Here is a 25419-nt window from a genome sequence, read left to right on the forward strand (position 1 = left end):
GATTACGGGGCATGTCCGGGCGCAGTCTCGCCCCGCTGGCGTTCGGTTCGGAAAACGGGAGCCGGAGCGTCCCTGCCGACAGCCCGGACTAATTAACCTGTATTAAAAACCGGCTGATCGGCTGGAAAAAAGGCTGCGGCGTCTGTAACAGAATCGCCGCAGCCCAGTGATGCACCTGGTTCCATGGGGAGGAAATGCCGGGTGCGAAACCCATCAAGTCATCTGCCGCCCACGGGCGGAGGAGACATGTCGTTCTTCTGCCATTTTTGAACGATCGTGCAACCGTTAATGAATGCTGCACCCGCACAATTGGCACTATTGCTAGGGGGGAGGAACGGGGCTGTCAGGTGGTGCGGTGGTAGCGCCGCGTCAGGGGCGGGCGGCGTCCGCGCCCGCCGTGCACCCGGCGGCGGCGGTGTCATGGGCCGGCACGCGCTCGACCGCGCGCCCATCGCGGCGCAGCATGTGAATGAGGCTGTCCGGCCCCGCCAGATGGCCCGCGCCCACCGCCAGGAACACATGCCCCGGCCGGGCCATGCGCTTGTCGATCCACGCCGCCCAGCGCCGGTTGCGGTCGGTGAGCAGCACCCGGGCGAGGCGCGGGGAGGCCTTCAGGGACTCGGTCATCAGCGCGCCGACGGTCTCCACGTCGCCCTGCATCCAGCCGGTCATCAGGGCGTCCGCCTCGGCGGGCAGGGTGCGCAGATCCTCGATGGAGGAGCGCAGCAGCGCCAGCTGATCCTCCTGCGGCAGGGAGGCGAGGAAGCCGAACTGCTCCTCCGGCGTCTCCAGCCCCTCAAGGCGCAGGCCCCGCCGGCGGGCGTGGTCGGTGAGCACCTTCTCCACCCCCTGGTCCGGGTCCAGCCCCAGGCCCTGAAGGCCCGCAACCGCAAGGGTGGTGGCGGCCAGCCATGGCCGCATCGACTCCAGCGCCGCGCCGGGGAGGCCCACCTGGCGCGCCGCCTCGGCGAGCTGGTCGCGCAGCGCGGGCGGCAGCTGGCTGGAGAGGGTGACGCCCTGCGGGTTGAGGCCAAGGCGCATCACCAGCGGGCGCAGCTCGGCCGGATTGTCGGGCTGCACCATTTCCAGCACCAGCGTGTCCGCCCGGGCGAAGGCGCAGGCGACGGCCCCGTGCAGCCAGCGGATGCCCGGCGGCAGCATGTGGGAGGTGCCGAAGATGTGGATGGTGGTGTCCGCATCGCGCACCACCCAGAGGGCGGGGGTGGCGACGCGGGCTTCGGGTTGCGCGGCGGCGCGGGCCGCGCTCGCCCCTGCATGGCCCCCCGCGAGCAGAACGCCCGCGATCAGGGCGCACGAGAGGCGGAGGAAACGCGAGAGGCGAGCCAAGGCGTCAGATCTTCTTCGGCAGGGTGAGGCGGTGCCTGGTCTCGAAGTCCTGCGTCAGCAGGGTGACCAGCGCGTCGGCCACCACCTCCGGCCCCTTGAGGCTTTCCGGGTCCTCGCTGGGGAAGGCGGCCTTGCGCATGGCGGTGCGGGTCGCGCCCGGGTTCACCACGGCAACGCGGATGGAGGAGATGTTGGCCACCTCGTCCGCGTAGGAATCGAGCAGAGCCTCAAGCCCCGCCTTGGAGGCCGCATAGGGCCCCCAGTAGGCGCGCGGCTCCGGCCCCACCGACGAGGACAGGCCGATGACGCGGGCGCGGTCGCTCTGGCGCAGCAGCAGGTCGAACGCGCGCAGCAGGCGGTAGGGCGCTGTCAGGTTGACCTGAATGACCTTCTCCCAGTCCTTCGGCGGCACGTGGGAGAGGGGCGAGAGCGGGCCAAGCTGGCCCGCGTTCAGCACCAGAATGTCCAGCTTGCCCCAGCGCCCGGCCACATGCTGGGCGAGGCCGTCCACCAGATCGCCGTTCATCAGGTCGAGCGGGGCGATGCTCGCCGTGCCGCCCGCCTGGTGGATGCGCTCCTCCACCTCGGCCAGCCCGCCTTCGGTGCGGGCGGTGAGGATGACGTGCGCGCCCGCCTTCGCCAGCGCCACGGCGGTTTCCGCGCCGATGCCACGGCTGGCGCCCGTCACCAGCGCCAGCCGGTTTTCAAAAGGCCGCGTCGTCAAATCACCCGCTCCGCCAGAAGGGTCAGCTGATCCGGCTGTTCGATTTCCTCGCGGTCGACGAGGCGGGTCGGGTAGTCGCCGGTGAAGCAGGCGTCGCAGTACTGCGGCGCCTCATCGACGCGCATGTCCTCGCCCACCGCCTTGTAGAGGCCGTCGATGGAGAGGAAGGCCAGGCTGTCCACCTTGATGTACTGGGCCATGCGCTCCACGTCCATCTGGGCGGCGAGCAGCTTGGAGCGCTCGGGCGTATCGACGCCGTAGAAGCAGCTGTGGCGGGTCGGCGGGCTGGCGATGCGCATGTGCACCTCGGTCGCGCCCGCTTCCTTCAGCATCTGCACGATCTTCACCGAGGTGGTGCCGCGCACGATGGAGTCGTCGATGAGCACGATGCGCTTGCCCTGGATCTGGGCGCGGTTGGCGTTGTGCTTCAGCTTCACGCCCAGGTGGCGGATGTGGTCGCCCGGCTGGATGAAGGTGCGGCCGATGTAGTGGCTGCGGATGATGCCCAGCTCGAACGGCAGGCCCGACTGCTGCGAGTAGCCGATGGCCGCCGGGGTGCCGCTGTCGGGCACCGGCACCACGATGTCGGCGTCAACGCCGCTCTCGATGGCGAGCTGCGCGCCGATCCGCTTGCGGATCTCGTAGACGCTGCGGCCGTCGGTGATGGAGTCGGGCCGGGCAAAGTAGACGTGCTCGAAGATGCACGGACGCGGGCGCGTCGGCGCGAACGGCTTGTGGGACTGGATGCCCCGCTCGGAGATGACCACCAGCTCGCCCGGCTCCAGCGAGCGCAGGAAGGTGGCGCCCACGATGTCCAGCGCGCAGGTCTCGCTGGCGACGATGTAGGCGTCGTTGAGGCGGCCCAGCACCAGCGGGCGGATGCCCAGCGGGTCGCGCACCGCGATCAGCCCCTCGGCGGTGAGGCAGATCAGGCTGTAGGCGCCCTCGATCTTGCGCAGCGCGTCGATGAAGCGGTCGAGCAGGGTGCGGTAGCTGGAGGTGGCGACCAGGTGGATGATCGTCTCGGTGTCCGAGGTGGACTGGAAGATCGAGCCCTGGCGCACCAGCTGGCGGCGCAGGGTGGTCGCGTTGGTGAGGTTGCCGTTGTGGGCGACGGCAAAGCCGCCGCTGGCCAGTTCGGCGAACAGCGGCTGCACGTTGCGCAGCGCGGTCTCGCCGGTGGTGGAGTAGCGCACATGGCCGATGGCGGTGTCGCCCGGCAGGCGCTCGATCACGTCCTGGCGGTCGAAGTTGCCCGCCACGTGGCCCATGGCCCGGTGGGTGTGGAACGCCTCACCATCGAAGGTGGTGATGCCCGCCGCCTCCTGGCCGCGGTGCTGGAGGGCGTGAAGACCCAGCGCGCAGAGCGCCGCGGCCCCTTCCGCGCCATATACGCCGAATACACCGCACTCCTCGCGGAGCTTGTCGTCGTCGAACGGATTCGTCGAATAATTGGCGAGAGACTGGCTCATCGCAGATCCCTTACAATTGGCCCGGCGGACTGGTCCGGGCAACGCAGTGGGGCGGGGCACAGACGCGCTCCGCATGCTTTAGCGGGTCTATAGCGAGCTGAATTCTGTTTGTCCTGTGCGAATTGCCGCTCCGTTCGGCTTCCAGCCCGCATAGCTGCCATGCGGCGACACTTTTTAACCCATATAAGGCGGATGACCGGGCCTGCAACGCCGCCCGCGCGGGAATGACGCGGGGGATGTGCCTCTTTGGCCGCCGGAATCGGGGTTTCCGGCGTTTGGGGGTTGTGGAGTCGGCGCGATGGCTTATCTTCAAGGAGACTGCCCAGATTGGGCGGCGAGCCGATACGGTTAAACAACGAGAGATTTCTGACATTCCGGAACATGGTCACGGGACGGGCTTGCGTAGCCGAACCCCCCTGTTTCATGACTGGAATGGCCCGTAGCGAGAAAGGATTTGCTGATGGATGTGCGCCTTGAAAAAGCCGACCTGGAGCGGCTGTTCGAACGGGGCGACAACATCATGCGCCGTCCCACCCGCGAGGAAGCGGAGGCGGCGGTGCGAACCCTGCTGCTGTGGGCCGGCGACAACCCGGACCGGGAAGGGCTGGTCGACACGCCCAAGCGCGTGGTGAAGGCCTACGAGGAGTTCTTCTGCGGCTACGACGAGGATCCGCTGGCCGTCCTCAACCGCACCTTCGAGGAGGTGGAGGGCTATGACGACATCGTCCTCCTGCGCGACATCGCCCTCGAATCGCACTGCGAGCACCACATGGTGCCGATCATCGGCAAGGCGCACGTGGCCTACCTGCCCGACCGCAAGGTGGTGGGCATCTCCAAGATCGCCCGCGTGGTCGAGATCTTCGCCAAGCGGCTGCAAACCCAGGAGACCATGACCGCCCAGATCGCCAACGCGCTGGAGGAGGGGCTCCAGCCCCGGGGCGTCGCCGTGCTCATCGACGCCAAGCACCAGTGCATGACAACGCGCGGCGTCCACAAGCCGGACGTGGCCACCATCACCACCCGCTTCACCGGCGTGTTCAAGGAAGAGCGCTACGAGCGCCGCTTCCTGGACCTGATCCGCGGCGGCTCCTGAGCCGTTCGACCCTGCAGAACAGCGCAAGGCCCGCGTCCGGCGAACCGGAGGCGGGCCTTGTCATATGGGGCCCTTGTCGTATGGCGGGCCGGGCGCGGGGCAGGCGCCCGGGCGTCCGGCGCCCCGTTACGCCGCGCGGGCGGCGGGGGCAGGCGCCCGCAGTTTCTCCGCGACCGCCAGGAAGTCATCCATGTAGGCCTGGAGGAAATCACGGGTGCTCTCGTCGGTGATGGTGCCGTCCTCGTCGATAAGGCCGGGCTTGAACGAGATGTAGGCTTCGCCGCCCATCACCAGGCTGCCGAGCACGCCGAGGATCTGGCGCAGGTGCTGCTGGCCGACGGCGGTGCCGATGGCGCCGGGGGAGGTGCCGGTGATGGCCGCCACCTTGCCGCGCCAGACGCCGCCGCGCGGCGCCGCGCGCGAGCCCCAGTCGATGGCGTTCTTGAGCACCGCCGGGATGGAGCGGTTGAACTCGGGCGTCACCACCAGGACAGCGTCGGCCTCGCTCACCTCGCGGTTGAAGCGGCGCACGGCCTCCGGCCGGTCCTGATCCGAGTCGATGTCGATGCTGTACATCGCCAGGTCGTCGATGCGGACGAAATGGGCCGCCACGCGGTTGCCGCCCAGGCGGACGAGCGCTTCGGCCAGCTTGCGGTTGAGGGAGTCGCGGCGGTTGCTGCCAACGATGACGGCGAGTTTCAGCGGGTTCATGACCAATGTTCCTTCCTGTTGATCCGGCCTGTCGGTTGGGCCTCTGAAACGGGGCTCGCCGCCGGTGGTGAGGCATTGGCGCGCTGTCCCGGTACACGATTGTAGATAGAATATGGTCCAATCAACCGATAGACGGCAGAATCTGATTTCAGTGTTCTCAAAATAGGACGATGGGAGGCCGGATGCAGGATCTGAACGATCTCTATTTCTTCGCGCAGGTCGTCGAGCACGGGGGCTTCGCCGCCGCCAGCCGGGCCACCGGCGTGCCCAAGTCCAAGCTCAGCCGCCGCATCGCCCTGCTGGAGGAGCGGCTGGGCGTGCGGCTGCTGCACCGCTCCACCCGGCGGTTCTCCGTCACCGAGGTGGGCCGGGTCTACTACCGCCACTGCCTGGCGGTGGTGTCGGAGGCGCAGACGGCGCAGGACGCGGTGGACAGCGTGCAGGCCGAGCCGCGCGGCACGGTGCGGCTGAGCTGCCCGGTGATGCTGGCGCGGGGTCCGCTCGCCCGGGTGGTGACGCGCTTCATGGCGGAGCATCCGCGCGTGCGCGTCCATGTGGAGGTGACCAACCGGCGGGTGGATGTGATCGAGGAGGGGCTGGATCTGGCCATCCGGGTGCGCCAGCCGCCGATCGAGGAAAGCGAGCTGATTCTCAAGAAGCTGGGCGTCTCGCGCGGGCTGCTGGTGGCGAGCCCGGCCCTGCTCGACCGGCTGGGGCGGCCGCAGGGCCCGGACGAGCTGGACCGCTTCGACAGCCTCGACATGGTCCGCGCCACGGGCGAGCACATCTGGCACCTGACCGGGCCGGGCGGCACGGTCCGCAAGGTGGCGTTCTCGCCCCGGCTGGAGTGCGACGAGATGGTGGTGCTGCGCCGGGCGGCGCTGGACGGGCTCGGCATCGTGCAGCTGCCGGACTGGCTCGTCGGCGACGACATCGCCGCGGGGCGGCTCGAATCGGTGCTGCCGGAGTGGAAGCACCCGGAGGGGCTGTTCCATGCGGTCTTTCCCACCCGGCGGGGGCTGGTCCCGGCGGTGCGGCTGTTCCTCGACGCCCTGGGCGAGGCCTTCCACGCGCAGGAGCTGGCGGAGATCATCCCGAAGCACGCTTGAGGCGCGCGCTGTCCCCCCTGCCTTTCTTTCGCGCCCGGCCTGCCTTCCGCATTTCCCGATTTGCTGATAGGGCAGGCGCAACCGACCGATGGAGGCTGCCCCATGTTCGCAACCAACCTGCCGACCCACGAACAGGAGGAGGGCGCGATTCTCGCCCCCCGCTTCGATGACCGGGGGCTGATTACCGCCGTCGCCACCGACGCCGAGACCGGCGAGGTGCTGATGGTGGCGCACATGAACGCCGAGGCGTTGCGGAAGACCATCGAGACCGGGCAGGCGCACTACTGGTCGCGCTCGCGCGGCGCGTTGTGGCTGAAGGGCGGCACGTCAGGCCATGTGCAGCATGTGGTGGAGCTGCGCGTCGATTGCGACCAGGACGCGGTGTGGATGAAGGTGCGGGTGGACGGGCAGGGCCAGTGCCACGTGGGCTACCCGGGCTGCTTCTACCGCGCCGTGCCGGTGGGCACCGGCCCGCTGGGGGACGCCGCCCCCGCGCTCGCGCGGGTTGCCGAGAAGTCCTACGATCCCAAGGCGGTCTACGGCGGCTAGCCCCGCATCTGCCGCCGGCCGGAGGGAGCCGTCTTGGCCGCCGTGGTTTTACCGGGCGCGGGTTTGGGCGCGCTCTGGGAGGGTGCGTTCGTTGGCGGCGCGGACTTTTCCGGCGACTTCCCTGGCGCGGGCAGCTTGATGATGAGGGAAAGGGTGCTGGGCGTCAGCGGGTCGAGGTCCAGCTCCGCCCCCAGCATGGCGAGGGACTTCTCCGTCGTGCGGCGCAGCCCGGCGTCGTCCACGATTGCCTTGCTGGCAGCGGACTTGCACTGAATCCGCAAGGCGTTGCCCACGAGGCCCACCCGCACGCTCAGCGGCTTTTCGGTCTTGAAGTGGAGTGCTGCCGTGCGCAGCACATGGGCCAGCGCCTGCCCGTCCACCGCCACCGAAAGGTCGGTCGGGATGTTCGGCTTGATGCCGCGATGGCCGGTGTCCCCGGTCATGGCCTGCACGATCAGCTTGTAGAGCGCCTTGGAATCGAACTGGCGCGGGTCGGGCGAGATCGCGCCCAGATCCAGCCCCCGCTCGTAGATCAGGAGATCGACCACCGCGGCGGCGCGGCGACTGCGCGGCGCGGCGATGGCATGGAGATTCTCGGGAGTGCTCTTCGTCATTGCCGCCCTCCGGGGATACACGCGGGTCAACTCACCGTCCCGACTGCCCGTCCTCAGACCCGCCCTTGCGAAGGGTCACGTCCATTCCCTGCCTCCCCCCGAAACAGGCCCACGCAACAGGCCCATAAAACAGGATGGGGCAAGGTTGCTACTGCAAGCAGGTTCGCGGGTCAATTCACTCGAATTGATAATGAGGCAGGCTGCGCCAGAGAAGAAAGGCGCGGAAACCCTGTTTCGGGGGGCTTCCGCGCCTCAGCCATCGGGGGTCCAGAGTTTGGCGGCCGGCTCAGGCCTCGACCTTGGGCTTGCGCGCCTTGCCCCGGGCATTGCCCGCGGGCGGGGCGGCCGCCACAATCTCGAAGCTGAGCTTGCCGTCCTTCAGCCGGACGCGCACCTCGCCGCCCTTGGCGAGCTTGCCGAACAGCAGCTCGTCCGCCAGCGGCTTCTTGATCTCCTCCTGAATGAGGCGGGACATGGGGCGCGCGCCGTAGAGCTTGTCGTAGCCGCGCTCGGTGAGCCAGGCCTTGGCCTCGTCGGTGAGCGCGATGTGGACGTTGCGCTCCGCCAGCTGCATCTCCAGCTGGAGGATGAACTTCTCGACCACGCGGGCAACCACTTCCGGCGGCAGGTAGTCGAACGGAATGATCGCATCCAGGCGGTTGCGGAATTCCGGCGCGAACAGCCGCTTGATGGCCTCCTCGTCCTCGCCTTCCCTGGTGCCGCGGCCGAAGCCGATGGCTTCCTTCGCCATTTCCGACGCGCCCGCGTTGGTGGTCATGATGAGCACCACGTTGCGGAAGTCCACGGTCTTGCCGTGGTGGTCGGTCAGCTTGCCGTTGTCCATCACCTGGAGAAGGATGTTGAACAGGTCCGGGTGGGCCTTCTCGATCTCGTCGAGCAGCAGCACGCAGTGCGGATGCTGGTCCACCGCGTCGGTGAGCTGGCCGCCCTGGTCGAAGCCCACATAGCCCGGAGGCGCGCCGATGAGGCGGCTGACCGAGTGGCGCTCCATATACTCGGACATGTCGAAGCGGATCAGCTCGATGCCCATGAGCGCGGCGAGCTGGCGGGCCACTTCCGTCTTGCCGACGCCGGTGGGGCCGGAGAACAGGTAGGAGCCGATGGGCTTGTTGGGCTCGCGCAGCCCGGCGCGGGCCAGCTTGATGGCCGTGGCCAGGGCCTCGATGGCCTTGTCCTGCCCGAACACCACCCGCTTCAGGTCTTCCTGGAGGTTGGCGAGGGTCTTCTTGTCGTCGGTGGAGACCGACTTGGGCGGGATGCGGGCGATCTTGGCGACCACCGCCTCGATTTCCTTCACGCCCACCACCTTCTTGCGCTTGGGCGCGGGCACCAGCATCTGCGAGGCACCGGCCTCGTCGATCACGTCGATGGCCTTGTCCGGCAGCTTGCGGTCGGTGATGTAGCGGGCGGAGAGGTCCACCGCCGCCTTGATGGCCTCGGCGGTGTACTTCACCCGGTGGTGGCTCTCGAAATAGGGCTTGAGGCCCATCATGATCTTGACCGTATCCTCCGGCGACGGCTCGTTCACGTCGATCTTCTGGAAGCGGCGCAGCAGCGCCCGGTCCTTCTCGAAGTGGCTGCGGAACTCCTTGTAGGTGGTGGAGCCGATGCAGCGGATCGTGCCGGAGGAGAGGGCGGGCTTGAGCAGGTTGGAGGCGTCCATCGCCCCGCCCGAGGTCGCGCCCGCGCCGATGACGGTGTGGATCTCGTCAATGAACAGGATGGCGTGGGGCATGGCCTCCAGCTCGGAGACCACCGCCTTCAGCCGTTCCTCGAAGTCGCCGCGATAGCGGGTGCCCGCCAGCAGCGCGCCCATGTCGAGCGCGTAGATGACAGCCTCCTGCAACACGTCGGGCACGTCGCCCTCGACGATCTTGCGGGCAAGGCCCTCGGCGATGGCGGTCTTGCCCACGCCCGGGTCGCCCACATAGAGCGGGTTGTTCTTGGAGCGGCGGCAGAGAATCTGGATGGTGCGCTCCACCTCGGCGGCGCGGCCGATGAGCGGGTCGATCTTGCCCGTGCGCGCCTTCTCGTTGAGGTTGACGCAGAACTGCTTCAGCGCCGAGTCCGACGCCTTCTGCTGCTTCTGCCCCTTGCCGGCCTTCGGATCCTCGGCGGCGCTTTCCTCCTGCGCCCCGCGCACCCGGCGCGGCTCGGTCATGCCCTGCACCTTGGCGATGCCGTGGGAGATGAACGAGACGGCGTCCAGCCGGGTCATGTCCTGCTGCTGGAGGAAGTAGACCGCATGGCTCTCCCGCTCCGAGAACAGGGCCACGAGCACGTTGGCGCCCGTCACCTCCTCCCGGCCGGAGGACTGCACATGCAGGATCGCCCGCTGCACCACCCGCTGGAAACCGGCGGTGGGTGTGGGGTCGAGCGGCTCCTCCGAGCGGAGCGAATCAAGCTCGGTGTCCAGGTAGTGGGCTACCTGCTGGCTGAGGTCGTCGAGGTCTACCCCGCAGGCGCGCATCACGGCGGCGGCGTCGCGGTCATCCACCAGCGCCATGAGCAGGTGCTCGAGGGTGGCGTATTCATGACGGCGGCTGCCGGCTTCCGCCAGCGCCTTGTGCAGGGTCTGTTCGAGCTGTTTAGAGAACGACGGCATTCATTCACTCCCGCTGGATCACCGCGGGTAACGCGCCGATCCGCTATCCTTCAAAAGATCGGTCGAGTCCGGCCTGCAATCAAGAGGTGCGACACGCAACGGCTGGAAAACCGCGATGAAACCAGCCTGGACAGAGGACCAGCCGTGCCCGTGCCCCGTTTGGAGAGGCGGTGGCGCGGCTATTCGTGCGTACAACCATTGCTCAAGGGCCGCCGTCGGGCGCCTGTCCGGCGCCCTTGCGGCTGCTGCCCGCCCCTGCGGGGAGGGCGACTCGAGGTGCGCATCGGGGCGCGGCGGGCCGACTCGCGGCCGTGATGTTCGCCGGGGGCGGTGCAGGGGGAGGCGGCGTCGCCGCGCGGCGCTCAGGCCTTCTCCAGCGTGCACTGGAGCGGGTGCTGGTGCTTGCGGGCGAAATCGATGACCTGGTTCACCTTGGTCTCGGCCACCTCGTAGGTGAAGATTCCGCACACTCCCACGCCGCGCTGGTGCACGTGCATCATGATGCGGGTGGCGTCTTCCGCCGACATGCGGAAGAAGCGCTGGAGGACGTGGACGACGAACTCCATGGGGGTATAGTCGTCGTTCAGCATCAAGACCTTGTACATGGACGGCTTGCGGGTCCGGGTCTTGGTCTGGGCGATGACGCCGGTCCCGATCTGGCCGTCGTCCTCATGGTCCCGGTCGGAATCCGGGCCCATGTGGATCAGTCCTGCCTGGGTCCAGTCTGCTACCATCATGCCTCTCACGTCGCGCATTTACCGAGGGCGGAATGCTCCGGCTGCTGGCGGTCCAGCGGCCTCGGCCCCATACCCTTTCTCCTTTTGATTCTAAAGATAGTCCACCGGGGGCAGCATCGGAAGAGGGTTGCCCGGCGAACCGCCCCGGCCCCCGGCCGGCAACGTCAACCGGCAACGTCAACCGGGGGGGGCGGCGGGGTCCGCGCCATAGATGGCGCTTCCGCCGCCCGATTCCAGAGGCCGGGGGAGTAATGGTTGTACGCGCGCGAGGGTCGCGTGAGGTGAGGGGCGCGCCGGGGTCAGGCGGCGCGGGGGGCGGCCGGTTCCGCGGCGCGGCTCGCCTGCTCGAAGGCGGTGGCCCAGCGGTTGGCCAGCGGCTCGGTCACGTCGCTGGCGATCTTGAGGCCGAGTTCGGTCGCCCGCGAGGCTTCCGTCACCATCAGGTCGAACTGCTCCTTGAGCACCGCCTGCTGCCGGTCGGCGAAGGTCTTGGGGTCGGCGGCGTCGGCAAGGCGGCGCGCGGCCTCGCTCGAGTGGGCCATGGCCCGCTCGGAGGCATCCGCCGCCGCGCGGGAGAGGTCGCCGAAGCCGCGAATGGCGGCGCGGCCGGACTCGAGAAACGCCGTCATGTTCTCCTGCGACATGCGGGTCATGGCGGCCAACTGCTGGAAGGCGGACTCCATGCGGGGCTGCCACTGCTCCGCCACCGCCTCGAAGCTGGAGGCGAGGGTCTCACCGAAGGTGGGTCGGTTCGCGTTGTTCATCGTGCCTGCTCCTTTGCAGATCGGGGCGCAGATTGGGGGCGTCCGGCCGGGGGAGGTCCGCCGGGTTCGAACTCACGCCTGGGGGGCGGGACGCAACGCACGCCACAGACCACGACGCCGACAAATGCTGCATTGCAACATAAGTTGGCAGATAGGTGATTCGACGGGCCGTTTCAAGTCTGTTGTGCGGTGCAGCAAATTATTCGGAAAAGGCTTGCCGCCAAACGGAAGGGCCGCGCCCTGCGGGAGGACGCGGCCCTGTCGGTTATCGGCTGTGGCGGCCGGGGCGGATCAGTGCCCCGGGGGCCAGGCTCAGTGGTTCGCTTCCACCGGCGTGATGCCGCTGGCGGCGAGCTGGTCGGTGATGGTCTGCTTCAGCCGCTCGAGCGCCTCGGGGCTTGTGGCCTCGGCGCGGGCCACCAGCACCGCCTGGGTGTTGGAGGCGCGCAGCAGCCACCAGCCGTCGGGCGTGGTGACGCGGGCGCCGTCGGTCTCGTTGACGGTGGCGCCTTCCGCGCGCAGCCGCTCCAGCACCTCGGCCACCACGGCGAACTTGCGCTCCTCCGGGCAGGCGAAGCGCATCTCCGGCGTGTTGATCATGGCGGGCATTGCGCTCTTGAGCGCGGTCAGGCTGCCGCCCAGATGGTGCACCGCCTGGATGAGGCGCACGCTGGCGTAGAGCGCGTCGTCGAAGCCGTAGTAGTCGTGGGCGAAGAACACATGGCCGCTCATCTCGCCCGCCAGCGGGCTGCCCACCTCCTTCATCTTGGCCTTGATGAGCGAGTGGCCGGTCTTCCACATCAGCGGCGTGCCGCCCAGTTCGGCCACGCGGTCGAACAGCGCCTTGCTGGCCTTCACGTCGGCGATGATGGTGGCCCCCGGCACCGCCTTCAGCACGTCCTCCGCCAGGATGGCGAGGAGCTGGTCGCCCCAGACGATGCGGCCCTCGCCGTCGATCGCGCCGATGCGGTCGCCGTCGCCGTCGAAGGCGAGGCCGAAGTCCAGCGTCTCGCGCGCCACCGCCGCCCGCAGGTCGGCGAGGTTGGCCTCGACGGTCGGGTCCGGGTGGTGGTTGGGGAAGGTGCCGTCCACCCGGGTGTGCAGCAGCACGTGGCGGCCGGGCAGGCGCTTGGCCAGCTTCTCCACCACCGGCCCGGCCGCGCCGTTGCCCGCGTCCCAGGCGATGTTGTAGGCGCCGCCGGAGAAATTCTGCACCAGCCGGTCAACGTACTGGTCCATGATGTCGATCTGCTCGGAGGTGCCGGCGTCGGTCTCCCAGTCCCCCGCCTCGGCCATGCGGCCCAGGTCCTGGATGTCCGGGCCGAAGAAGGGCGCGTGGCCCAGCATCATCTTGAAGCCGTTGTAGTTGGGCGGGTTGTGCGAGCCGGTCACCTGCACGCCGCCGTCCGCCTTCAGTGCGTGGACGGCGTAGTAGAGCATGGGCGTCGGCCCCAGCCCGATGCGGATCACGTCGACGCCCGCCGAGGTGAGGCCATCCACCAGCGCCGCCTCCAGCATGGGCGAGGAGAGGCGGCCGTCGTAGCCGACCACCACGCGGCTGCCCCCGTTGCGGCGCACGCGGGTGCCGAAGCCCCGGCCGAGCGCCCGGGCGTCGTCCTCGGTCAGGGTTTCGCCGATGATGCCGCGCACGTCGTATTCGCGCAGGGTGGTGGGGTGAAAGCGGTGAGCCATGAACCACGTCTCCAGCAAAAGAACAGGATAAAGCCGTCAGGAAAGGGCGTTACAGGCGATCCGTCTTGCGCAGCAGGATGTCCCGCGCCTGGTTGATCTTGGCGGCCAGATAGTCGCTGCCGCCGCGATCCGGGTGAACCAGCCGCATGAGGCGCTTGTGCGCCGCCAGAATGGCGTCCCTGTCCGCGCCGGGCTCAAGGCCCAGAATCGCATAGGCCTCCTCCTCGCCGGTGACCGGAGCGCGCTGGCCGGGGGCGCTGCGCGGCCCCGCGCCGGGCTGGCCGCCGGCCGCCCCGATCCGGTCGATCATTCCCTTGATCCAACGATACCGCCCATATAGGGCCAGCGCGCCCGTTGCAAAGGCGGCGGCCCCCGGAAGCTGGCCCCGGACCAGCAGCCAGACCGCAACCAGCAGGCAGAGAACCGCCAGTAGCCCGAGGCCGGTCCAGCGCAGGTTGCGCGGCGCGGTGTTCAGCCCCCACCGGCCCACGGCCCACAGCAGGACAAGGACGAGCAGGCCCAGCAGCAGCCAGGGCACGGCGCGGCCTTAGGCCAGCGCGGCAGCGGGCGCCGCCGAATCGGCGGCCGCGTCCGCCGGGGCCGCCTCCGGCCCGGTGGCGGTGCCCCCGGTGGCGGTCGCGATCCGGTTGCCCTCCGCGTCGAACATGGGCAGCTTCAGCTCCAGGAGCAGGTCGCGCACCTCCTGACGGGCGGCCACCTGGCTCATGGTCATGCTGCCCTCGGTCTTGGTGACGTTGCGCAGGTCGAGCAGCGTCAGGCCCTTGGGGAACAGCTCGCGGAAGATCACACGCTCGGAGAGACCCGGCGCCAGCCGGAAGCCGATGCGCTTGGACAGCTCCGCCAGCGCGCCCGCCACGCGGCGCATGTTGCGCGCTTCCAGATGGGACATGCGGTTGCGCAGCACCACCCAGTCGATGGAGCCGCCGTCGCGCTTGGCGCGGGCCTTGCGCGACTGCCACACCAGTTCGGAATAGAAGCTGGGGCGGGTCACCTTGTGGGTGTCCGCATCCACCTGGCCGAGCAGGTCGAAGTCGATGAAGCTGTCGTTCATCGGGGTGATGAGCGTGTCGGCGTGGGAGTGGGCCACGCGGGAGAGCACGCTGTCGCGGCCCGGGCAGTCGATGACGATCACGTCCTTGGTCTCGGCCCACGCCGCCAGCTGGGCCTCCAGCTTGGCCCGGTCCTCCTCCTCCGTCGAGTCCTGCATGACGACGGTTTCGGGCTCCACCAGCTTGAGGCCGTGCTTCCTGTTGTAGTTGGCCCGGTTCTCCAGATAGCGGGCAAAGCTGCGCTGGCGGCCGTCGAGGTCGATCGCGCCGACGCTGAGACCGGCGTAAAGCAGGGCAACGGCAATGTGGACGGCGGTGGTCGATTTGCCCGATCCGCCCTTCTCATTGCCCAGAACGATGATGTGCGCGCGCGTTGCCATGAATATTTGTCCTGTACGAACCTACTTGATTTGACCGCTGTTTGTGCCGACACAGCGGACGGAGTCAATGACAGGCCGGGAGTCGAACCAGCCATGCACGGGTTGAAGATCGTCCGCACCGTGGCGGACCTGCGCGAGACGGTAAACGACTGGCGCAAGGCCGGGCTGCGGATTGCGCTGGTGCCCACCATGGGAGCGCTGCATCAGGGTCATCTCTCCCTCGTTGAGGCCGCCAGGGCCCGGGCCGATCGCGTTGTAGCAAGTATCTTCGTCAATCCGAAGCAGTTCGGAGTTAACGAAGACTTAAGCCGCTATCCGCGCCAGGAAGCGCGCGATGCCGAGCTGCTGGACGGCGCCGGCTGCCACCTGCTGTTCGCGCCGACCGTGGAGGAAATGTACCCGGCCGGATTCGCCACCTCCATCAGCGTCACGGGCGTGTCGGAGGGTCTGTGCGGCGCCGCGCGCCCGGGCCACTTCGACGGCGTGGCGCTGGTCGTCACCAAGCTGCTCAACATGGCGCGGCCGGACATCGCCATCTTCGGCGAGAAGGATTATCAGCAGCTCGCCGTCATCCGCCGGTTCGTCGAGGACCTGAACATCGGCGTCGAGATCATCGGCGCGCCCATCGTGCGCGAGGCGGACGGCCTCGCCATGTCCTCCCGCAACGTCTACCTGAGCGAGGCCGAGCGGGCCATCGCCAGCGCCCTGCCGAAGACGCTCACCCGCGTGCGCGACCAGATCGCGGGCGGCGCGGACGTGGCCTCGGCACTGGCCGACGGCGTGCGGGACCTGCTGGCCGCGGGCTTCGCCTCGGTGGATTACCTGGAGCTGCGCGACGCCCGCACCCTTGAGCCCCTGCAGACGCTGGACCGGGAGGCGCGGCTGTTCGTGGCGGCCCGCGTCGGCACCACCCGCCTGATCGACAACCTGCCGGTGCGGCCGCTCTGAGCGGCCCCGCCGGGCCGGAATATCCACACTATTGTGGCAATCCGTCTTGGGGTGAAGGCGGATGCAGGTTATGCTGCGCCGTTAACCATTTATTTTTAACCATACTGAGAAAAAGGGGGCGGGCGCGGCGGTAACGCCGCCGCCGAGTTGTGTGGCGTCCGGTTGCCAAACCAACACGCAGCTTTGGAGACGTGCAATGCCAGGGATGAATCCATCCGCCATTGCCAGCCCTGCGGCCGCCTCCGCCCGTTCGCCCGAATCCACGCGCAGCGGGACGGTGGAGCGTCTGCTGGCCGCCGCACGGCGCGGCGAGGCGCAGGCCTATTACGATCTGGGCACAGCCTATGCGCTGGGAGAGGGTGTGGACATCGACCTTGTCGAGGCGCACCGCTGGTACAATCTGGCCGCGCTGGCCGGCATCCGGGGCGCGCTCGATGAGCGGGCCGCGCTGGCGGCGGACATGAGCCCCGCCGAAATCGCCGAGGCCCAGCGCCGCGCGCGGGAATGGCTGGCGGCCATCGGGAACTAGGGGCCCTTCGGGAACCAGGGTCTATCTGGAACCAGTCCCCGCGACCCTCAATCGTGGTCGCCTTCGTCCTCACCCTCACCCGCGCTGCCGCCGCCCAGCGGGCCGCGCCGGAAGGGGGTGAAGTGGCCGAGGTATTCCATGCCCGCCGCCACCGCCCGGCGCTCCTGTTCGAGGAAGTTGGCCACGGCGCGGCGGAAGGCGGGATGGCGGATCCAGTGGGCGGAGAAGGTGGTGGTCGGCTCGTAGCCGCGCGCCAGCTTGTGCTCGCCCTGTGCGCCCGCCTCGACGCGCGCCAGGCCCCGGTCGATGGCCCACGCGATGGCCTGGTAGTAGCAGACCTCGAAGTGCAGGCAGCCGTGATGCTCGGTCGCGCCCCAGTAGCGGCCGTAGAGCGTGTCCTGCCCGATGAGATTGAGCGCCCCCGCGACCGGCTTGCCCGCGCGGAAGGCCAGCACCAGCAGCACCTTGTCCGCCATGGTCCCGGCGAGGCGCGCAAAGGCGTCCCGGGTGAGGTAGGGGCGGCCCCACTTGCGTGCGCCGGTGTGCTGATAGAACCGCCACATGGCGTCCCAGTGCGCCTCCTCCAGTTCCGGCCCGGTGAGGCAGCGGATCTCCAGCCCGCTGGCGAGGGCGGTCTGCCGCTCCTTGCGGATGGCCTTGCGCTTGCGGGAGGCGAGCTGGTCGAGAAAATCCTGGAAGTCGCGGTAGCCCCGGTTCTGCCAGTGGAACTGCTGGTCGGTGCGGATGAGCCAGCCCGCCGCCTCGAACACCGGCACCTGCCCGGGCGCGATGAAGGTGGCGTGGGCGGAGGACAGCCCCGCCGCCTCCACCGCGTCGGCCGCGGCGTCCAGCAGCGCCGGTCCCGCCTGCGGGTCCGCCAGCAGCAGGCGCGGCCCCGGCACCGGCGTGAACGGCACGGCGATCTGCAGCTTGGGGTAATAGTCGCCCCCGGCGCGCTCGAAGGCGTCGGCCCAGCTGTGGTCGAACACATATTCGCCAAAGCTGTGGGACTTGAGATAGGCGGGCAGGATGCCGGCGATCTCCCCGCCGGCCGTGCGCGCCACCAGATGCCGGGGCGTCCAGCCGGTCTCGGCGCTGGCGCTGCCGCTCTCCTCCAGCGCGCGGAAGAAATCGTGATGCACCGTGGGGTTGGCGTCGCCCGCGCAGGCCTGCCAGTCGCGCGCCGGAATGGCGGAGACGCTGGCGGCCACCTCCAGTTTCAGCGCGCCCATACCCTCCCGCTCCCGGCTTCCGGCCTAGGGCCGGGCAGCGGCGACCGGCTGGCGCGCCGGGCGCGGCTGCGCCGGTGCGGCGGCCGGGATGGGGTGTTCCTCGAAGTCCTGGATGATGTTGTCGGCGTGGCACCGGGCGGCGGCCGCTTCCTCCGCCGTCCGCACGGAACAGGCCAGCACCGGCATGGACTGGCGGCGCAGCGTCTGCGCGAAATCGGACGGCAGGGCCCGGTGATCGAAGACGCAGAAATCGGGGTGGGCGCGGCGGAGCAGGACAGTGCGCCACAGGGTGGTGCGCTGCCACCAGGGCGTCCGCTTCGCACCTTCGAGGACGAGAAGGCCCCGGGCCACCCGGCGGGCGTGTTCGCCGAACCAGGCGACGACGCGCGGGTTGGGCGAGAGGATGCCGAGAGGGCCGCCGTAGCCCTCCAGCGCGCGGCGGATGGCGAAGCACAGCGGCAGCGGGTCCTTCTGGGGCGCGCGGCTGGCGTCGATGAGCACGGGCGTGCGCCCGGCGATTTCCGGCAGCAGGCAGGAGAGCGACATGATCGTGCTGTTCGAGCCTCCAAGCTTCTGCCCCTGCAACCGGGCCGAGCCGTACTGGTGGACGTGCCCGCGCAGGGTCGTCAGGCGGTCGAGGGTGTCTTCCCCGAACACGATGGCGTCGCCATCGAAGGTCAGCTGCGCTTCCAGCACCACGCCGCAGCCGGCCTTGATGGCCTGCTCGATCGCTTCAAGGGAATGGCTCACCGCGCCGGTCTTCCCGGCCAGTCCGCCGCGCACGAACGGTTGAGCCCTGAGCCACAACGCAAACTGCTGGGACAGCCTCTGTCTTGTCATCTCGCCTTGCAGACCATCCATACGCCTTTGCCGGTCCTGCGCATGGACCGGCCTTACGCTTCTGCCGGTCCGGTGGCCCCGCCGCCGGGGGAGACGGCGGGGCCCGCCGGGTCAGTCAATCATTACCGTCACGCAATTTCTACCATTGCGTCGATCTCGACGGGAACATTGAACGGCAGGGAATTGGTGCCGACGGCCGTGCGGGCGTGCTTGCCCTTCTCGCCGAACACCGCGACCATCAGGTCGGAGGCGCCGTTCACCACCTTCGGCTGATCGACGAAAGTGTCCACGCAGTTGACGAAACCGCCGAGGCGCACCACGCGGACCACCCGCTCCAGATCGCCGCCCAGCGCGGCCTTCATCTGGGCGATGAGGTTGAGTGCGCACAGCCGTGCGGCCTCGGTCGCCTGCTCGACGGTGACGGTGTCGCCCACCTTGCCGTGGACCGCAATACCCTCCGGGCCGAGCGGAAGCTGGCCCGCGATCACCAGCAGATTGCCGCTGATGACATAGGGCACGTAGTTTGCCGCCGGCGCCGCCGGGGTCGGCAGGGTCAGTCCAAGTTCGCTCAGCCGTTGCTCAACGCTCATTCCATCCTCCGATAAGAAGTTATGTTCCCCGTCTATAGGGGAATTCAGGGGCCGTGGGCCAGCAGATGTGGCGGCGAACCGTCGGACGCCCGTCTGAGGAGGGGGAGCGCTTGAACGGGGGGCGGGTTCACGGCGCCCGTGTGTGTTCTCCCGCTCCGCTTCCGCGCGTGTTCTCCCGCTCCGCTTCCGTGCTTCAGGCCCCGCGCGTCACCCGCGGCGCTCGGGCTTGCGGCCGGCGGGGTCGCGCGGCGCCGGGGTGCTGAGCCCGATCACCTTGCCGCCGAATCGCGCCCGCACCTGATCCAGCGCCGACTCGAGCTTCAGCCGCCGGTCGTCGGCCGGCGCGCCGAAGTCGAAGCCGAGGTCCGGCGCTTCCTCCGGCGGCGGGCAGAGGGTGACGCCCAGCCCCACCAGACGGAAACGGCGGCCGTCCGCTTCGGTTGCGAGGAGCGGCAGGGCGATGTCCAGCAGGTCGCGGGCGGTCTGGGTGGGCCGGGCGAGGCGGCGCGAGCGGGTGATGGTCTGGAAGGCCGCCGTCTTCAGCTTCACCACCACCGAGGCGGCGGCCAGCTTCTCGGCGCGCAACTGGCGGGCGACCGTGTCGGCGGCCTCGCGCAGGTGCCGCTCCAGCACGGCGCGGTCGGAGACGTCCGTCGCCAGGGTGGTCTCGGAGGAGAGGCTCTTGCGCTCGCGGCTCGGCGTGACGGGCCGGTTGTCCTCCCCCAGGGCGAGGCGGCGCAGGCGCATGCCGTCCTCCCCGGCCGCGCGCAAAAGCTGGTCGAGCGGCAGGGTCTGGATATCGCGGATGAGGCGGATGCCGTGGCGGGCGAGCCGCGCCTGGGTCGCGAGCCCCACGCCCCAGATGCGCGAGACCGGCAGCGGCGCGAGCACGTCCCTGGCGTCCGCCCGGCCGATCACGGAGAAGCCGCGCGGCTTGTCCATGTCCGAGGCGAGCTTGGCCAGGAACTTGTTGTAGCTGAGCCCGACGGAGATGGTGATGCCCAGCTCCGCCTCCACCTCGCGGGCAAGCCGCATGAGCACGCGGGCAGGCGAGGCCCCGTGCAGCCGCTCGGTGCCGGTGAGGTCGAGGAAGGCCTCGTCGATGGAGAGCGGCTCGACCAGCGGCGTCAGCGCCTCCATCTTCGCCCGCAACTGGCGCGAGACCGCCTTGTAGCGGGCCATGTCCGGCGGCAGCACCACCGCCTCGGGGCAGAGCTTGCGGGCCTGGAACATGGGCATGGCCGAGCGCACGCCATGGATGCGGGCGATGTAGCAGGCGGTGGAGACGACGCCGCGCCCGCCGGTGCCGCCCACGATCACCGGCTTGTCCCTGAGCGCCGGGTTGTCCCGCTTCTCCACCGCCGCGAAGAAGGCGTCGCAGTCGATGTGGGCGATGGCGAGCTGGTCCAGCTCCGGGTGGCTGACAAGGCGCGGGCTGCCGCAGGCGGGGCAGGCGGGCGGCGCGCCCCGGGCGTCCGGCGTCCGGGGCGGGGTCTCTTTCAGGCAGTCCCGGCAGACGAGCGGTACCATGGCGCGCGCCTCACCGTGCGGGGTCAGCGGGCCAGCGCCTCGAGCGCATAGGGCAGCGCCTTCTCCCAGCTGTCGAAGCGGGCGTGGGCGTGCGGACATGCGGGCGCGAGGGCCTGAAGGCGGGGGTCGGAGACGAAGTGCAGCCGGTGCACATCGGGCGCGGTGTTCGCCACCGATTCGTGGTGCAGTGCCAGATCATCGACGAACAGCCAGGGGCCGGAGCAGCGCTCGGCCAGCGCCTTCACCGCCTTGCCCTTGGAGCCGCGGTTGGAGACCACCGGATAGGGCATGCCGATGCTTGCCAGCATCTTCTCCCGCCGCTCGCGGTGTTCCTCGGCGATGTTGGTGAGGATCACCACGTCCGCCACCTCGCTGATGGCGCGCAGTGCCTCCGGCGCGCCGGGCAGGGCGGGCGCCGACTCCAGCTCGGCCTCGAAGAAGTCGAACAGAAGCTGCCACACCGCCGCCTTGTCCGGCACCGCGCCGGTTTCGATGTGGCGGATGTTCCCGGCGAAGGAGAAGCTCTCGAACGAGAGGGCATAGCCCTGACGGCCAAGCCAGGCCTCGAACGGCCCCACGAACTGGAGCAGGACTTCATCGCAGTCGCAGATGAGGAGCGGACGGGGCATGGGCACGCAACTTTCCTGGTCTGAGGTCTCGGGTCCCGGGTCTTTTCGGGGAAGGCGCGGCGCGTCAGCCCGCCACGGGGCCGGCCCCGAGGGTGGCGGCGGCTTCCGCGATCTCTTGTGGCGCAATCCCGGCCCGTTGTGCAACCAGGATTAGGGAGGGCTCGTGGTCCAGCAGGAATCCGAGCGCGGCGGCGAGGGTGCCGTGCTCCGTCAGGCTGGCGCGCAGGCCGTCCGCATCGAGTCCGGTGAGCGCCAGGAAGCGCGGACCCAGATCCGGGTCGCCCGCGATTTCGATGATGCAGCGCAATGCGACCACTTCGGCAGCGTCTATTTTCTCGACCGTCATGGGGAATCGCTCTTAGTGACTAATCCTTAATCCTGCTATGGTTACAATCAACACAGAGTCTCCGTGCGCCGCCAGCCGCACAAGCGGGACCGACAGGGATCGAGAGGATGGCCGTGTCAAAAACCATACTCGTCGTTGAAGACAATGAGTTGAACATGAAGCTCTTCTGCGACCTGCTCGAAGCACACAACTTCGCAACGATCCGGACCCGCGACGGCAAGATGGTGGTGGACCTGGCGCGCCAGCACAAACCGGACCTCATCCTTATGGACATTCAGCTGCCGGAAGTCTCCGGTCTTGAAGTGACCCGCTGGCTGAAGAGCGATGAGGAGCTGAAGCATATCCCGGTCATCGCCGTGACCGCCTTCGCCATGAAGGGGGACGAGGAGCGCATCCGCGAGGGCGGGTGCGAGGCCTACATCGCCAAGCCCATTTCCGTGCAGCGTTTCATCGAGACCGTGCGCCAGTTCGCCTGAGACGGCCCGCCGCCGCTTCGCCGCCATGCCCACCCGCCGCCGGGTAAATCCCGCTCCGCGCATCGACTTGCGCGCTCGCGCGTTGAGCCTGCGCAAGCAGCTTCGTTCGGCTTTTCCCTGACGTGCCTGTCGAGATCCACGCGTGGCGTCACACCGCGCGGGGGCGCCTGCTTGAATCCGTACAAGTTTCATTGCAGGAATGGTTTCATGTCTGAAAAACTCCAGTTTTCGTCGATTGTTGAACGAAGCCTTGCCGTTCTGGGCCGCAACCTGACCGGCGTGGCCTTGGTGTCCGTGCTGCTGGTGGGTCTGCCGAGCATGTTGCTCAGCGCCCAGTTGCCCATGCCCGGGCAGCAGCCCGCCAGCCTGACCGGCTTCGTCCTGTTCCTGTTCCTGCTGTTGACCGGGCAGAACCTGCTGGCGGGGATGATGCTCTATCCCGCCTTCCGCCACCAGCTCGGGCTGGCGCCCCCGGCGCTCGGCCTCCTGTTCAGCTACGGAGCGCAGCTCGCCTTCCAGGCAATCGCCACGGCGCTGGCGCTGGCGGCTGCCGTCGGCCTTGGCATGTTGCTGTTCGTGCTGCCGGGGCTGATTTTCGCGCTGGTGTTCTTCGTCGCCATGCCCGCGGCCATTGTCGAGCGGCTGCCGGCGCTGGAGGCGCTCAAGCGCAGCGTCCAGCTCACCGAGGGCCACCGCTGGACCATCCTCGGCTACATGGTGATCCTGTGGATCGTCTCCCTGCTCATCGGCTGGGCCGCCGGGCTGGTGTTCAGCATCTTCGGGCTGGCCGAGGTGGCGGCGGTCATCGTCTCCAGCCTGATCTATGCCTTCTCCGCCATCGTCACCAGCCTGGTCTACCACGACCTGCGCCGCCTCAAGGAAGGCACGACCGCCGAGGACATGGTGCGCACCCTCATGCAGGGCGCGGGCAACTAGAACCGCCCCGGTTGCGGCCGCCGCAAAAGGCGCAGAGAATGGGGCGGCGGGGCCCGGGAAATTGGGGCGCCAGGGAGAGTTCAATGGGTCGCTTGCTGCTTGTCGTCGTGATGCTGGGCCTGCTGGCGGTTGCCGGTGTGTTCGTCGTTGTCAGCTGGCAGGCGATGGGCACGGTGGAAATGTCCGGCGTCGGCATCGGGGCGCTGATCGCGGGCGTGGTGCTCTCCCTCGTGGTCGGCGGCGGGCTGATGGCGCTGGTGTTCTACTCCGCGCGCCGGGGCTACGACGACGCGGCCCACAGCGACCGGCCCCGCCCCGCACACCGCCGGGACACGCCGCGCGACTGAGCGCGCGCCCGTCGCGCCTGCCATGACCGCTCCCGCTATTCCGCGGCGGCCTGCTGCTGGACCACCGCGTCCGCCAGCCGCCCCACCAGTTCGGCGCGGTGGTGGAATTCCGCCTCGTAGGTGCCCGCGCCTTCGGTCAGCGAGCGCAGCTCGATGATGAGGTCGTGCATTTCCGACTGGGGAATGTGCGCCTCGACCGTATCCCAGCCGGGCCAGCCGGGGCGCGCGTCGAAGCCGAGGATCTGGCCGCGCCGGGTGGAGACCACCTGATTGGCCTTGGCGGTGTAGAGCGAGGGCACGTGCAGCCGGACGAGGAGCACCGGCTCCAGCAGCACCGGCGCGCACTGGGGCAGGACTTCCTGCATGGCCATGCGGCCCGCGATCTGGAACGCCATGTCGGACGAGTCCACCGTGTGGAACTTGCCGTCCACCAGCGTCACCCCCACGTCCACCACCGGAAAGCCGAGCGGGCCGCGCTTCAGCCCCTCGCGCGCGCCTTCCTCGACAGCGGGGATGTACTGGCGCGGAATGGCCCCGCCGGTGATCGTCTCGCTGAACTGGAAGCCGGAGCCCGGCGGCAGCGGGCGCACCTCGACGGTCACGTCCGCGAACTGGCCGTGGCCGCCCGACTGCTTCTTGTGCCGCGCATGGTGGCGCACGCCCTTGCGGATGGTCTCGCGGTAGGGCGTCTGCGGCCGCCGGGTCTGGACCGTGAGGCCGTAGCGGGACTTGAGCCGGTCGATGGCGACATTGAGGTGCATCTCGCCCTGGCCGCGCAGCACCAGCTCGCCCGTCTCCGGGTCGTGGCCGAAGGTGAGGGAGGGGTCTTCCTCCGCCAGCCGGGCGAGGGCGGCTGTCAGCTTCACCTCGTCGCCCCGGTTGGCGGCGGCGAGCGCCAGGCTGTAGACGGGCGCGAGCAGGGGCGGGCGCGGCACGGCGGGCTCGCCCAGCGTGTCCCCGGTGTGCAGCCCCTCCAGCTTGCCGATGCCGACGAAATCCCCCGCCTGCGCCCCCGCCAGTTTCTCGGGCGTCGTGCCGCCCAGCCGGAACACGCCGCCCAGCTTCTGGCTGCCCACCACGTCGCCTTCCCGGAGGCCGCCGCGCAGCACCCGGCAGGCGGAGATCTTGCCCGCGTGCGGGGTGTGGAAGGTTTTCAGCGCCAGCGCCAGCGGCCCGCCCTCGGGCGCGACGCCAAGGCGCGCCTGCGTCGCAGCAAAGGCGGGCAGCTCGTGGCGCAGGGCCTTGAGGAAGCGGCGGGTGCCTTCGTCCAGCGCGGCGGCGGTGAGGAACACGGGCACGATCTTGCCCTGCTGCACGTCCAGCGCCAGATCGCGGAATACCGTGTCGCGGGAGGGCTCGATGTTGTCGAGCAGCTCCTCCATCAGGCTGTCGTCGAAGTCCGCCAGCTTTTCGAGGAGTTCGGTGCGGTCATGCAGGTAGCGCTCGCGCACCGTGTCCGGGATCTCCGCCACCTCCGAGGGCTGGCCGGGCCGGTAGATGTGGGCGCGCCCGGCGGCCAGATCGACAAAGCCGGTGATCTGCCCGTTCTCCCGCAGCGGAATGTGGCGCAGCAGCACGGGCACGGCGGAGACCTGGGTCAGCGCGTCGCTGGCGGCGCGGATGGAGCCCGCCGCCTTGTCGATCTTGTTGAACACCACGAAGTGGGGCAGCCCCAGGGTCTGGACGGCCTGGAACACCGGCGAGAGCGCGTGGATGCGGGCCGGGTCCGGCTCGGCGACGATCACGGCGGCATCGACCCCCGGCAGGATGCCGAGCGTCTCCTGAAAGAACTCGATGGAGCCCGGGCAGTCCAGAAACACGTAGCGCTCGCCCAGGTACGTCGCCTCGGCGATGTTGACCTCGACGCCCATGCTCCGGGCCCGGGCCTCGGGCGAGGAGTCGCCATGGAGGCGCCCGGCCGCGCCGCTGCCGCCGGTCTTGCGGGCCAGGCTTCCGCACGCAACGAGAATGCTCTCCAGCAGGGATGTCTTTCCCGACTGGTACGGGCCAACCAGCGCAACGACGCGTACTTCCCCCGTGCCGAACGAAGCCATAGTCTTCTCCCCTCGTGGACAGCACCCATGGCGCATCAGGGTCGGATTGCCGGCGCCACGGGGATGCGTGGCCT

The 25419-nt window shown here is 69.1% G+C and carries 26 protein-coding genes; 8 read left to right on the plus strand and 18 right to left on the minus strand.

Going from position 1 to position 25419, the window contains the following annotated elements; translation table 11 throughout:
* Nucleotides 1-369: 369 nt before the first annotated feature.
* The 3 genes from ACSJJU_RS11570 to purF are packed head-to-tail and all read right to left on the minus strand — an operon-like array spanning nt 370 to nt 3543.
* Nucleotides 370-1347, minus strand: coding sequence for a TraB/GumN family protein (locus tag ACSJJU_RS11570; protein WP_435915635.1), 978 nt, complete (start codon nt 1345-1347; stop codon nt 370-372).
* A gap of 4 nt (nt 1348-1351) precedes the next feature.
* Nucleotides 1352-2071 carry an SDR family NAD(P)-dependent oxidoreductase gene (locus tag ACSJJU_RS11575; RefSeq protein WP_435915637.1) on the minus strand — a complete coding sequence of 240 codons (720 nt, stop codon included), beginning with the start codon at nt 2069-2071 and terminating at the stop codon, nt 1352-1354.
* The gene (gene purF / locus ACSJJU_RS11580; protein WP_435915638.1) at nt 2068-3543 is read right to left on the minus strand and encodes an amidophosphoribosyltransferase; all 1476 of its coding nucleotides are present in this window, start codon (nt 3541-3543) and stop codon (nt 2068-2070) included. The genes ACSJJU_RS11575 and purF overlap by 4 nt, the downstream gene beginning before the upstream one ends.
* A gap of 460 nt (nt 3544-4003) precedes the next feature.
* Between purF and folE the strand changes: the two genes are divergently transcribed.
* Nucleotides 4004-4636, plus strand: a complete 633-nt coding sequence (gene folE / locus ACSJJU_RS11585) for a GTP cyclohydrolase I FolE (protein ID WP_435915640.1) — start codon at nt 4004-4006, stop codon at nt 4634-4636.
* Between the two features lie 126 nt (nt 4637-4762).
* Here folE and ACSJJU_RS11590 read toward each other — a convergent pair whose 3' ends face one another.
* Complete coding sequence (locus tag ACSJJU_RS11590; RefSeq protein WP_435915642.1) at nt 4763-5347, minus strand: NADPH-dependent FMN reductase; 585 nt, start codon at nt 5345-5347, stop codon at nt 4763-4765.
* 182 nt (nt 5348-5529) lie between these two features.
* Here ACSJJU_RS11590 and ACSJJU_RS11595 point away from each other — a divergent pair, with 182 nt between their 5' ends.
* Both ACSJJU_RS11595 and hisI read left to right on the plus strand, forming a co-directional pair.
* Complete coding sequence (locus ACSJJU_RS11595) at nt 5530-6456, plus strand: LysR substrate-binding domain-containing protein (protein ID WP_435915643.1); 927 nt, start codon at nt 5530-5532, stop codon at nt 6454-6456.
* A gap of 102 nt (nt 6457-6558) precedes the next feature.
* The gene (gene hisI / locus ACSJJU_RS11600; RefSeq protein WP_435915644.1) at nt 6559-7005 is read left to right on the plus strand and encodes a phosphoribosyl-AMP cyclohydrolase; all 447 of its coding nucleotides are present in this window, start codon (nt 6559-6561) and stop codon (nt 7003-7005) included.
* On the opposite strand, the gene ACSJJU_RS11605 is transcribed toward hisI, so the two are convergent.
* The 7 genes from ACSJJU_RS11605 to ACSJJU_RS11635 all read right to left on the minus strand — a co-directional run bounded on the left by ACSJJU_RS11605 (nt 7002) and on the right by ACSJJU_RS11635 (nt 14888).
* Nucleotides 7002-7619 carry a hypothetical protein gene (locus tag ACSJJU_RS11605; RefSeq protein ID WP_435915646.1) on the minus strand — a complete coding sequence of 206 codons (618 nt, stop codon included), beginning with the start codon at nt 7617-7619 and terminating at the stop codon, nt 7002-7004. The genes hisI and ACSJJU_RS11605 overlap by 4 nt on opposite strands.
* Nucleotides 7620-7905: 286 nt before the next feature.
* Nucleotides 7906-10245 carry an ATP-dependent Clp protease ATP-binding subunit ClpA gene (clpA, locus tag ACSJJU_RS11610; RefSeq protein ID WP_435915648.1) on the minus strand — a complete coding sequence of 780 codons (2340 nt, stop codon included), beginning with the start codon at nt 10243-10245 and terminating at the stop codon, nt 7906-7908.
* Nucleotides 10246-10607: 362 nt separating this feature from the next.
* Nucleotides 10608-10982, minus strand: coding sequence for an ATP-dependent Clp protease adapter ClpS (gene clpS, locus ACSJJU_RS11615; protein WP_435915650.1), 375 nt, complete (start codon nt 10980-10982; stop codon nt 10608-10610).
* 299 nt (nt 10983-11281) lie between these two features.
* Entirely contained in the window at nt 11282-11746 is a 465-nt protein-coding gene (gene phaP, locus ACSJJU_RS11620) for a TIGR01841 family phasin (protein WP_435915651.1), read from the minus strand.
* A gap of 312 nt (nt 11747-12058) precedes the next feature.
* Nucleotides 12059-13438, minus strand: coding sequence for a phosphoglucomutase/phosphomannomutase PgmG (gene pgmG, locus ACSJJU_RS11625; protein WP_435915652.1), 1380 nt, complete (start codon nt 13436-13438; stop codon nt 12059-12061).
* 49 nt (nt 13439-13487) lie between these two features.
* Nucleotides 13488-13976 carry a DnaJ domain-containing protein gene (locus tag ACSJJU_RS11630; RefSeq protein ID WP_435915653.1) on the minus strand — a complete coding sequence of 163 codons (489 nt, stop codon included), beginning with the start codon at nt 13974-13976 and terminating at the stop codon, nt 13488-13490.
* Between the two features lie 9 nt (nt 13977-13985).
* On the minus strand, nt 13986-14888 hold the full coding sequence (locus ACSJJU_RS11635; protein ID WP_435915655.1) for a division plane positioning ATPase MipZ: 903 nt from the start codon (nt 14886-14888) through the stop codon (nt 13986-13988).
* A 102-nt stretch (nt 14889-14990) separates the two neighbouring features.
* Between ACSJJU_RS11635 and panC the strand changes: the two genes are divergently transcribed.
* Both panC and ACSJJU_RS11645 read left to right on the plus strand, forming a co-directional pair.
* Nucleotides 14991-15836, plus strand: coding sequence for a pantoate--beta-alanine ligase (gene panC / locus ACSJJU_RS11640; RefSeq protein ID WP_435915901.1), 846 nt, complete (start codon nt 14991-14993; stop codon nt 15834-15836).
* Between the two features lie 196 nt (nt 15837-16032).
* On the plus strand, nt 16033-16365 hold the full coding sequence (locus ACSJJU_RS11645; RefSeq protein WP_435915656.1) for a hypothetical protein: 333 nt from the start codon (nt 16033-16035) through the stop codon (nt 16363-16365).
* Between the two features lie 47 nt (nt 16366-16412).
* Here ACSJJU_RS11645 and ACSJJU_RS11650 read toward each other — a convergent pair whose 3' ends face one another.
* From ACSJJU_RS11650 to ACSJJU_RS11675, 6 genes are all read right to left on the minus strand, one after another.
* Complete coding sequence (locus ACSJJU_RS11650; protein ID WP_435915658.1) at nt 16413-17597, minus strand: GNAT family N-acetyltransferase; 1185 nt, start codon at nt 17595-17597, stop codon at nt 16413-16415.
* Nucleotides 17598-17621: 24 nt separating this feature from the next.
* A complete protein-coding gene (locus ACSJJU_RS11655; protein ID WP_435915659.1) occupies nt 17622-18437 on the minus strand; it encodes a glycerophosphodiester phosphodiesterase family protein in 816 nt (271 codons plus the stop codon).
* Between the two features lie 128 nt (nt 18438-18565).
* On the minus strand, nt 18566-19027 hold the full coding sequence (locus ACSJJU_RS11660) for a RidA family protein (protein ID WP_435915660.1): 462 nt from the start codon (nt 19025-19027) through the stop codon (nt 18566-18568).
* A gap of 207 nt (nt 19028-19234) precedes the next feature.
* Nucleotides 19235-20557 (minus strand): DNA polymerase IV, encoded by a 1323-nt coding sequence (locus ACSJJU_RS11665; protein ID WP_435915661.1) that lies wholly within the window; start codon nt 20555-20557, stop codon nt 19235-19237.
* 23 nt (nt 20558-20580) lie between these two features.
* The gene (locus ACSJJU_RS11670) at nt 20581-21186 is read right to left on the minus strand and encodes an HAD family hydrolase (RefSeq protein WP_435915663.1); all 606 of its coding nucleotides are present in this window, start codon (nt 21184-21186) and stop codon (nt 20581-20583) included.
* 64 nt (nt 21187-21250) lie between these two features.
* Nucleotides 21251-21532 carry a DUF3572 family protein gene (locus tag ACSJJU_RS11675; RefSeq protein WP_435915664.1) on the minus strand — a complete coding sequence of 94 codons (282 nt, stop codon included), beginning with the start codon at nt 21530-21532 and terminating at the stop codon, nt 21251-21253.
* Nucleotides 21533-21645: 113 nt separating this feature from the next.
* Here ACSJJU_RS11675 and ACSJJU_RS11680 point away from each other — a divergent pair, with 113 nt between their 5' ends.
* The 3 genes from ACSJJU_RS11680 to ACSJJU_RS11690 all read left to right on the plus strand — a co-directional run bounded on the left by ACSJJU_RS11680 (nt 21646) and on the right by ACSJJU_RS11690 (nt 23291).
* Nucleotides 21646-22008 carry a response regulator gene (locus ACSJJU_RS11680; RefSeq protein WP_435915902.1) on the plus strand — a complete coding sequence of 121 codons (363 nt, stop codon included), beginning with the start codon at nt 21646-21648 and terminating at the stop codon, nt 22006-22008.
* A gap of 207 nt (nt 22009-22215) precedes the next feature.
* Nucleotides 22216-22944: a hypothetical protein gene (locus tag ACSJJU_RS11685; protein WP_435915665.1), complete on the plus strand. Its 729-nt coding sequence runs from the start codon at nt 22216-22218 to the stop codon at nt 22942-22944.
* Between the two features lie 83 nt (nt 22945-23027).
* A complete protein-coding gene (locus ACSJJU_RS11690) occupies nt 23028-23291 on the plus strand; it encodes a hypothetical protein (protein ID WP_435915666.1) in 264 nt (87 codons plus the stop codon).
* Nucleotides 23292-23326: 35 nt separating this feature from the next.
* Here the strand turns inward: ACSJJU_RS11690 and ACSJJU_RS11695 are convergent, their stop codons facing one another.
* A complete protein-coding gene (locus ACSJJU_RS11695; protein WP_435915667.1) occupies nt 23327-25345 on the minus strand; it encodes an elongation factor G in 2019 nt (672 codons plus the stop codon).
* Nucleotides 25346-25419 lie beyond the last annotated feature (74 nt).

It is taken from the genome of Pedomonas sp. V897, assembly GCF_051304405.1.
In the GTDB taxonomy this organism is placed as follows: domain Bacteria; phylum Pseudomonadota; class Alphaproteobacteria; order Sphingomonadales; family Sphingomonadaceae; genus Pedomonas.

Bases quoted from the DNA above. Each gene is read 5' to 3' on its own strand.
- purF (WP_435915638.1), bottom strand. From the start codon at position 3,543: ATGAGCCAGTCTCTCGCCAATTATTCGACGAATCCGTTCGACGACGAC.
- folE (WP_435915640.1), top strand. From the start codon at position 4,004: ATGGATGTGCGCCTTGAAAAAGCCGACCTGGAGCGGCTGTTCGAACGG.
- ACSJJU_RS11590 (WP_435915642.1), bottom strand. From the start codon at position 5,347: ATGAACCCGCTGAAACTCGCCGTCATCGTTGGCAGCAACCGCCGCGAC.
- ACSJJU_RS11595 (WP_435915643.1), top strand. From the start codon at position 5,530: ATGCAGGATCTGAACGATCTCTATTTCTTCGCGCAGGTCGTCGAGCAC.
- hisI (WP_435915644.1), top strand. From the start codon at position 6,559: ATGTTCGCAACCAACCTGCCGACCCACGAACAGGAGGAGGGCGCGATT.
- ACSJJU_RS11605 (WP_435915646.1), bottom strand. From the start codon at position 7,619: ATGACGAAGAGCACTCCCGAGAATCTCCATGCCATCGCCGCGCCGCGC.
- clpA (WP_435915648.1), bottom strand. From the start codon at position 10,245: ATGCCGTCGTTCTCTAAACAGCTCGAACAGACCCTGCACAAGGCGCTG.
- clpS (WP_435915650.1), bottom strand. From the start codon at position 10,982: ATGATGGTAGCAGACTGGACCCAGGCAGGACTGATCCACATGGGCCCG.
- phaP (WP_435915651.1), bottom strand. From the start codon at position 11,746: ATGAACAACGCGAACCGACCCACCTTCGGTGAGACCCTCGCCTCCAGC.
- pgmG (WP_435915652.1), bottom strand. From the start codon at position 13,438: ATGGCTCACCGCTTTCACCCCACCACCCTGCGCGAATACGACGTGCGC.
- ACSJJU_RS11635 (WP_435915655.1), bottom strand. From the start codon at position 14,888: ATGGCAACGCGCGCGCACATCATCGTTCTGGGCAATGAGAAGGGCGGA.
- ACSJJU_RS11645 (WP_435915656.1), top strand. From the start codon at position 16,033: ATGCCAGGGATGAATCCATCCGCCATTGCCAGCCCTGCGGCCGCCTCC.
- ACSJJU_RS11650 (WP_435915658.1), bottom strand. From the start codon at position 17,597: ATGGGCGCGCTGAAACTGGAGGTGGCCGCCAGCGTCTCCGCCATTCCG.
- ACSJJU_RS11655 (WP_435915659.1), bottom strand. From the start codon at position 18,437: ATGACAAGACAGAGGCTGTCCCAGCAGTTTGCGTTGTGGCTCAGGGCT.
- ACSJJU_RS11660 (WP_435915660.1), bottom strand. From the start codon at position 19,027: ATGAGCGTTGAGCAACGGCTGAGCGAACTTGGACTGACCCTGCCGACC.
- ACSJJU_RS11665 (WP_435915661.1), bottom strand. From the start codon at position 20,557: ATGGTACCGCTCGTCTGCCGGGACTGCCTGAAAGAGACCCCGCCCCGG.
- ACSJJU_RS11670 (WP_435915663.1), bottom strand. From the start codon at position 21,186: ATGCCCCGTCCGCTCCTCATCTGCGACTGCGATGAAGTCCTGCTCCAG.
- ACSJJU_RS11675 (WP_435915664.1), bottom strand. From the start codon at position 21,532: ATGACGGTCGAGAAAATAGACGCTGCCGAAGTGGTCGCATTGCGCTGC.
- ACSJJU_RS11685 (WP_435915665.1), top strand. From the start codon at position 22,216: ATGTCTGAAAAACTCCAGTTTTCGTCGATTGTTGAACGAAGCCTTGCC.
- ACSJJU_RS11690 (WP_435915666.1), top strand. From the start codon at position 23,028: ATGGGTCGCTTGCTGCTTGTCGTCGTGATGCTGGGCCTGCTGGCGGTT.
- ACSJJU_RS11695 (WP_435915667.1), bottom strand. From the start codon at position 25,345: ATGGCTTCGTTCGGCACGGGGGAAGTACGCGTCGTTGCGCTGGTTGGC.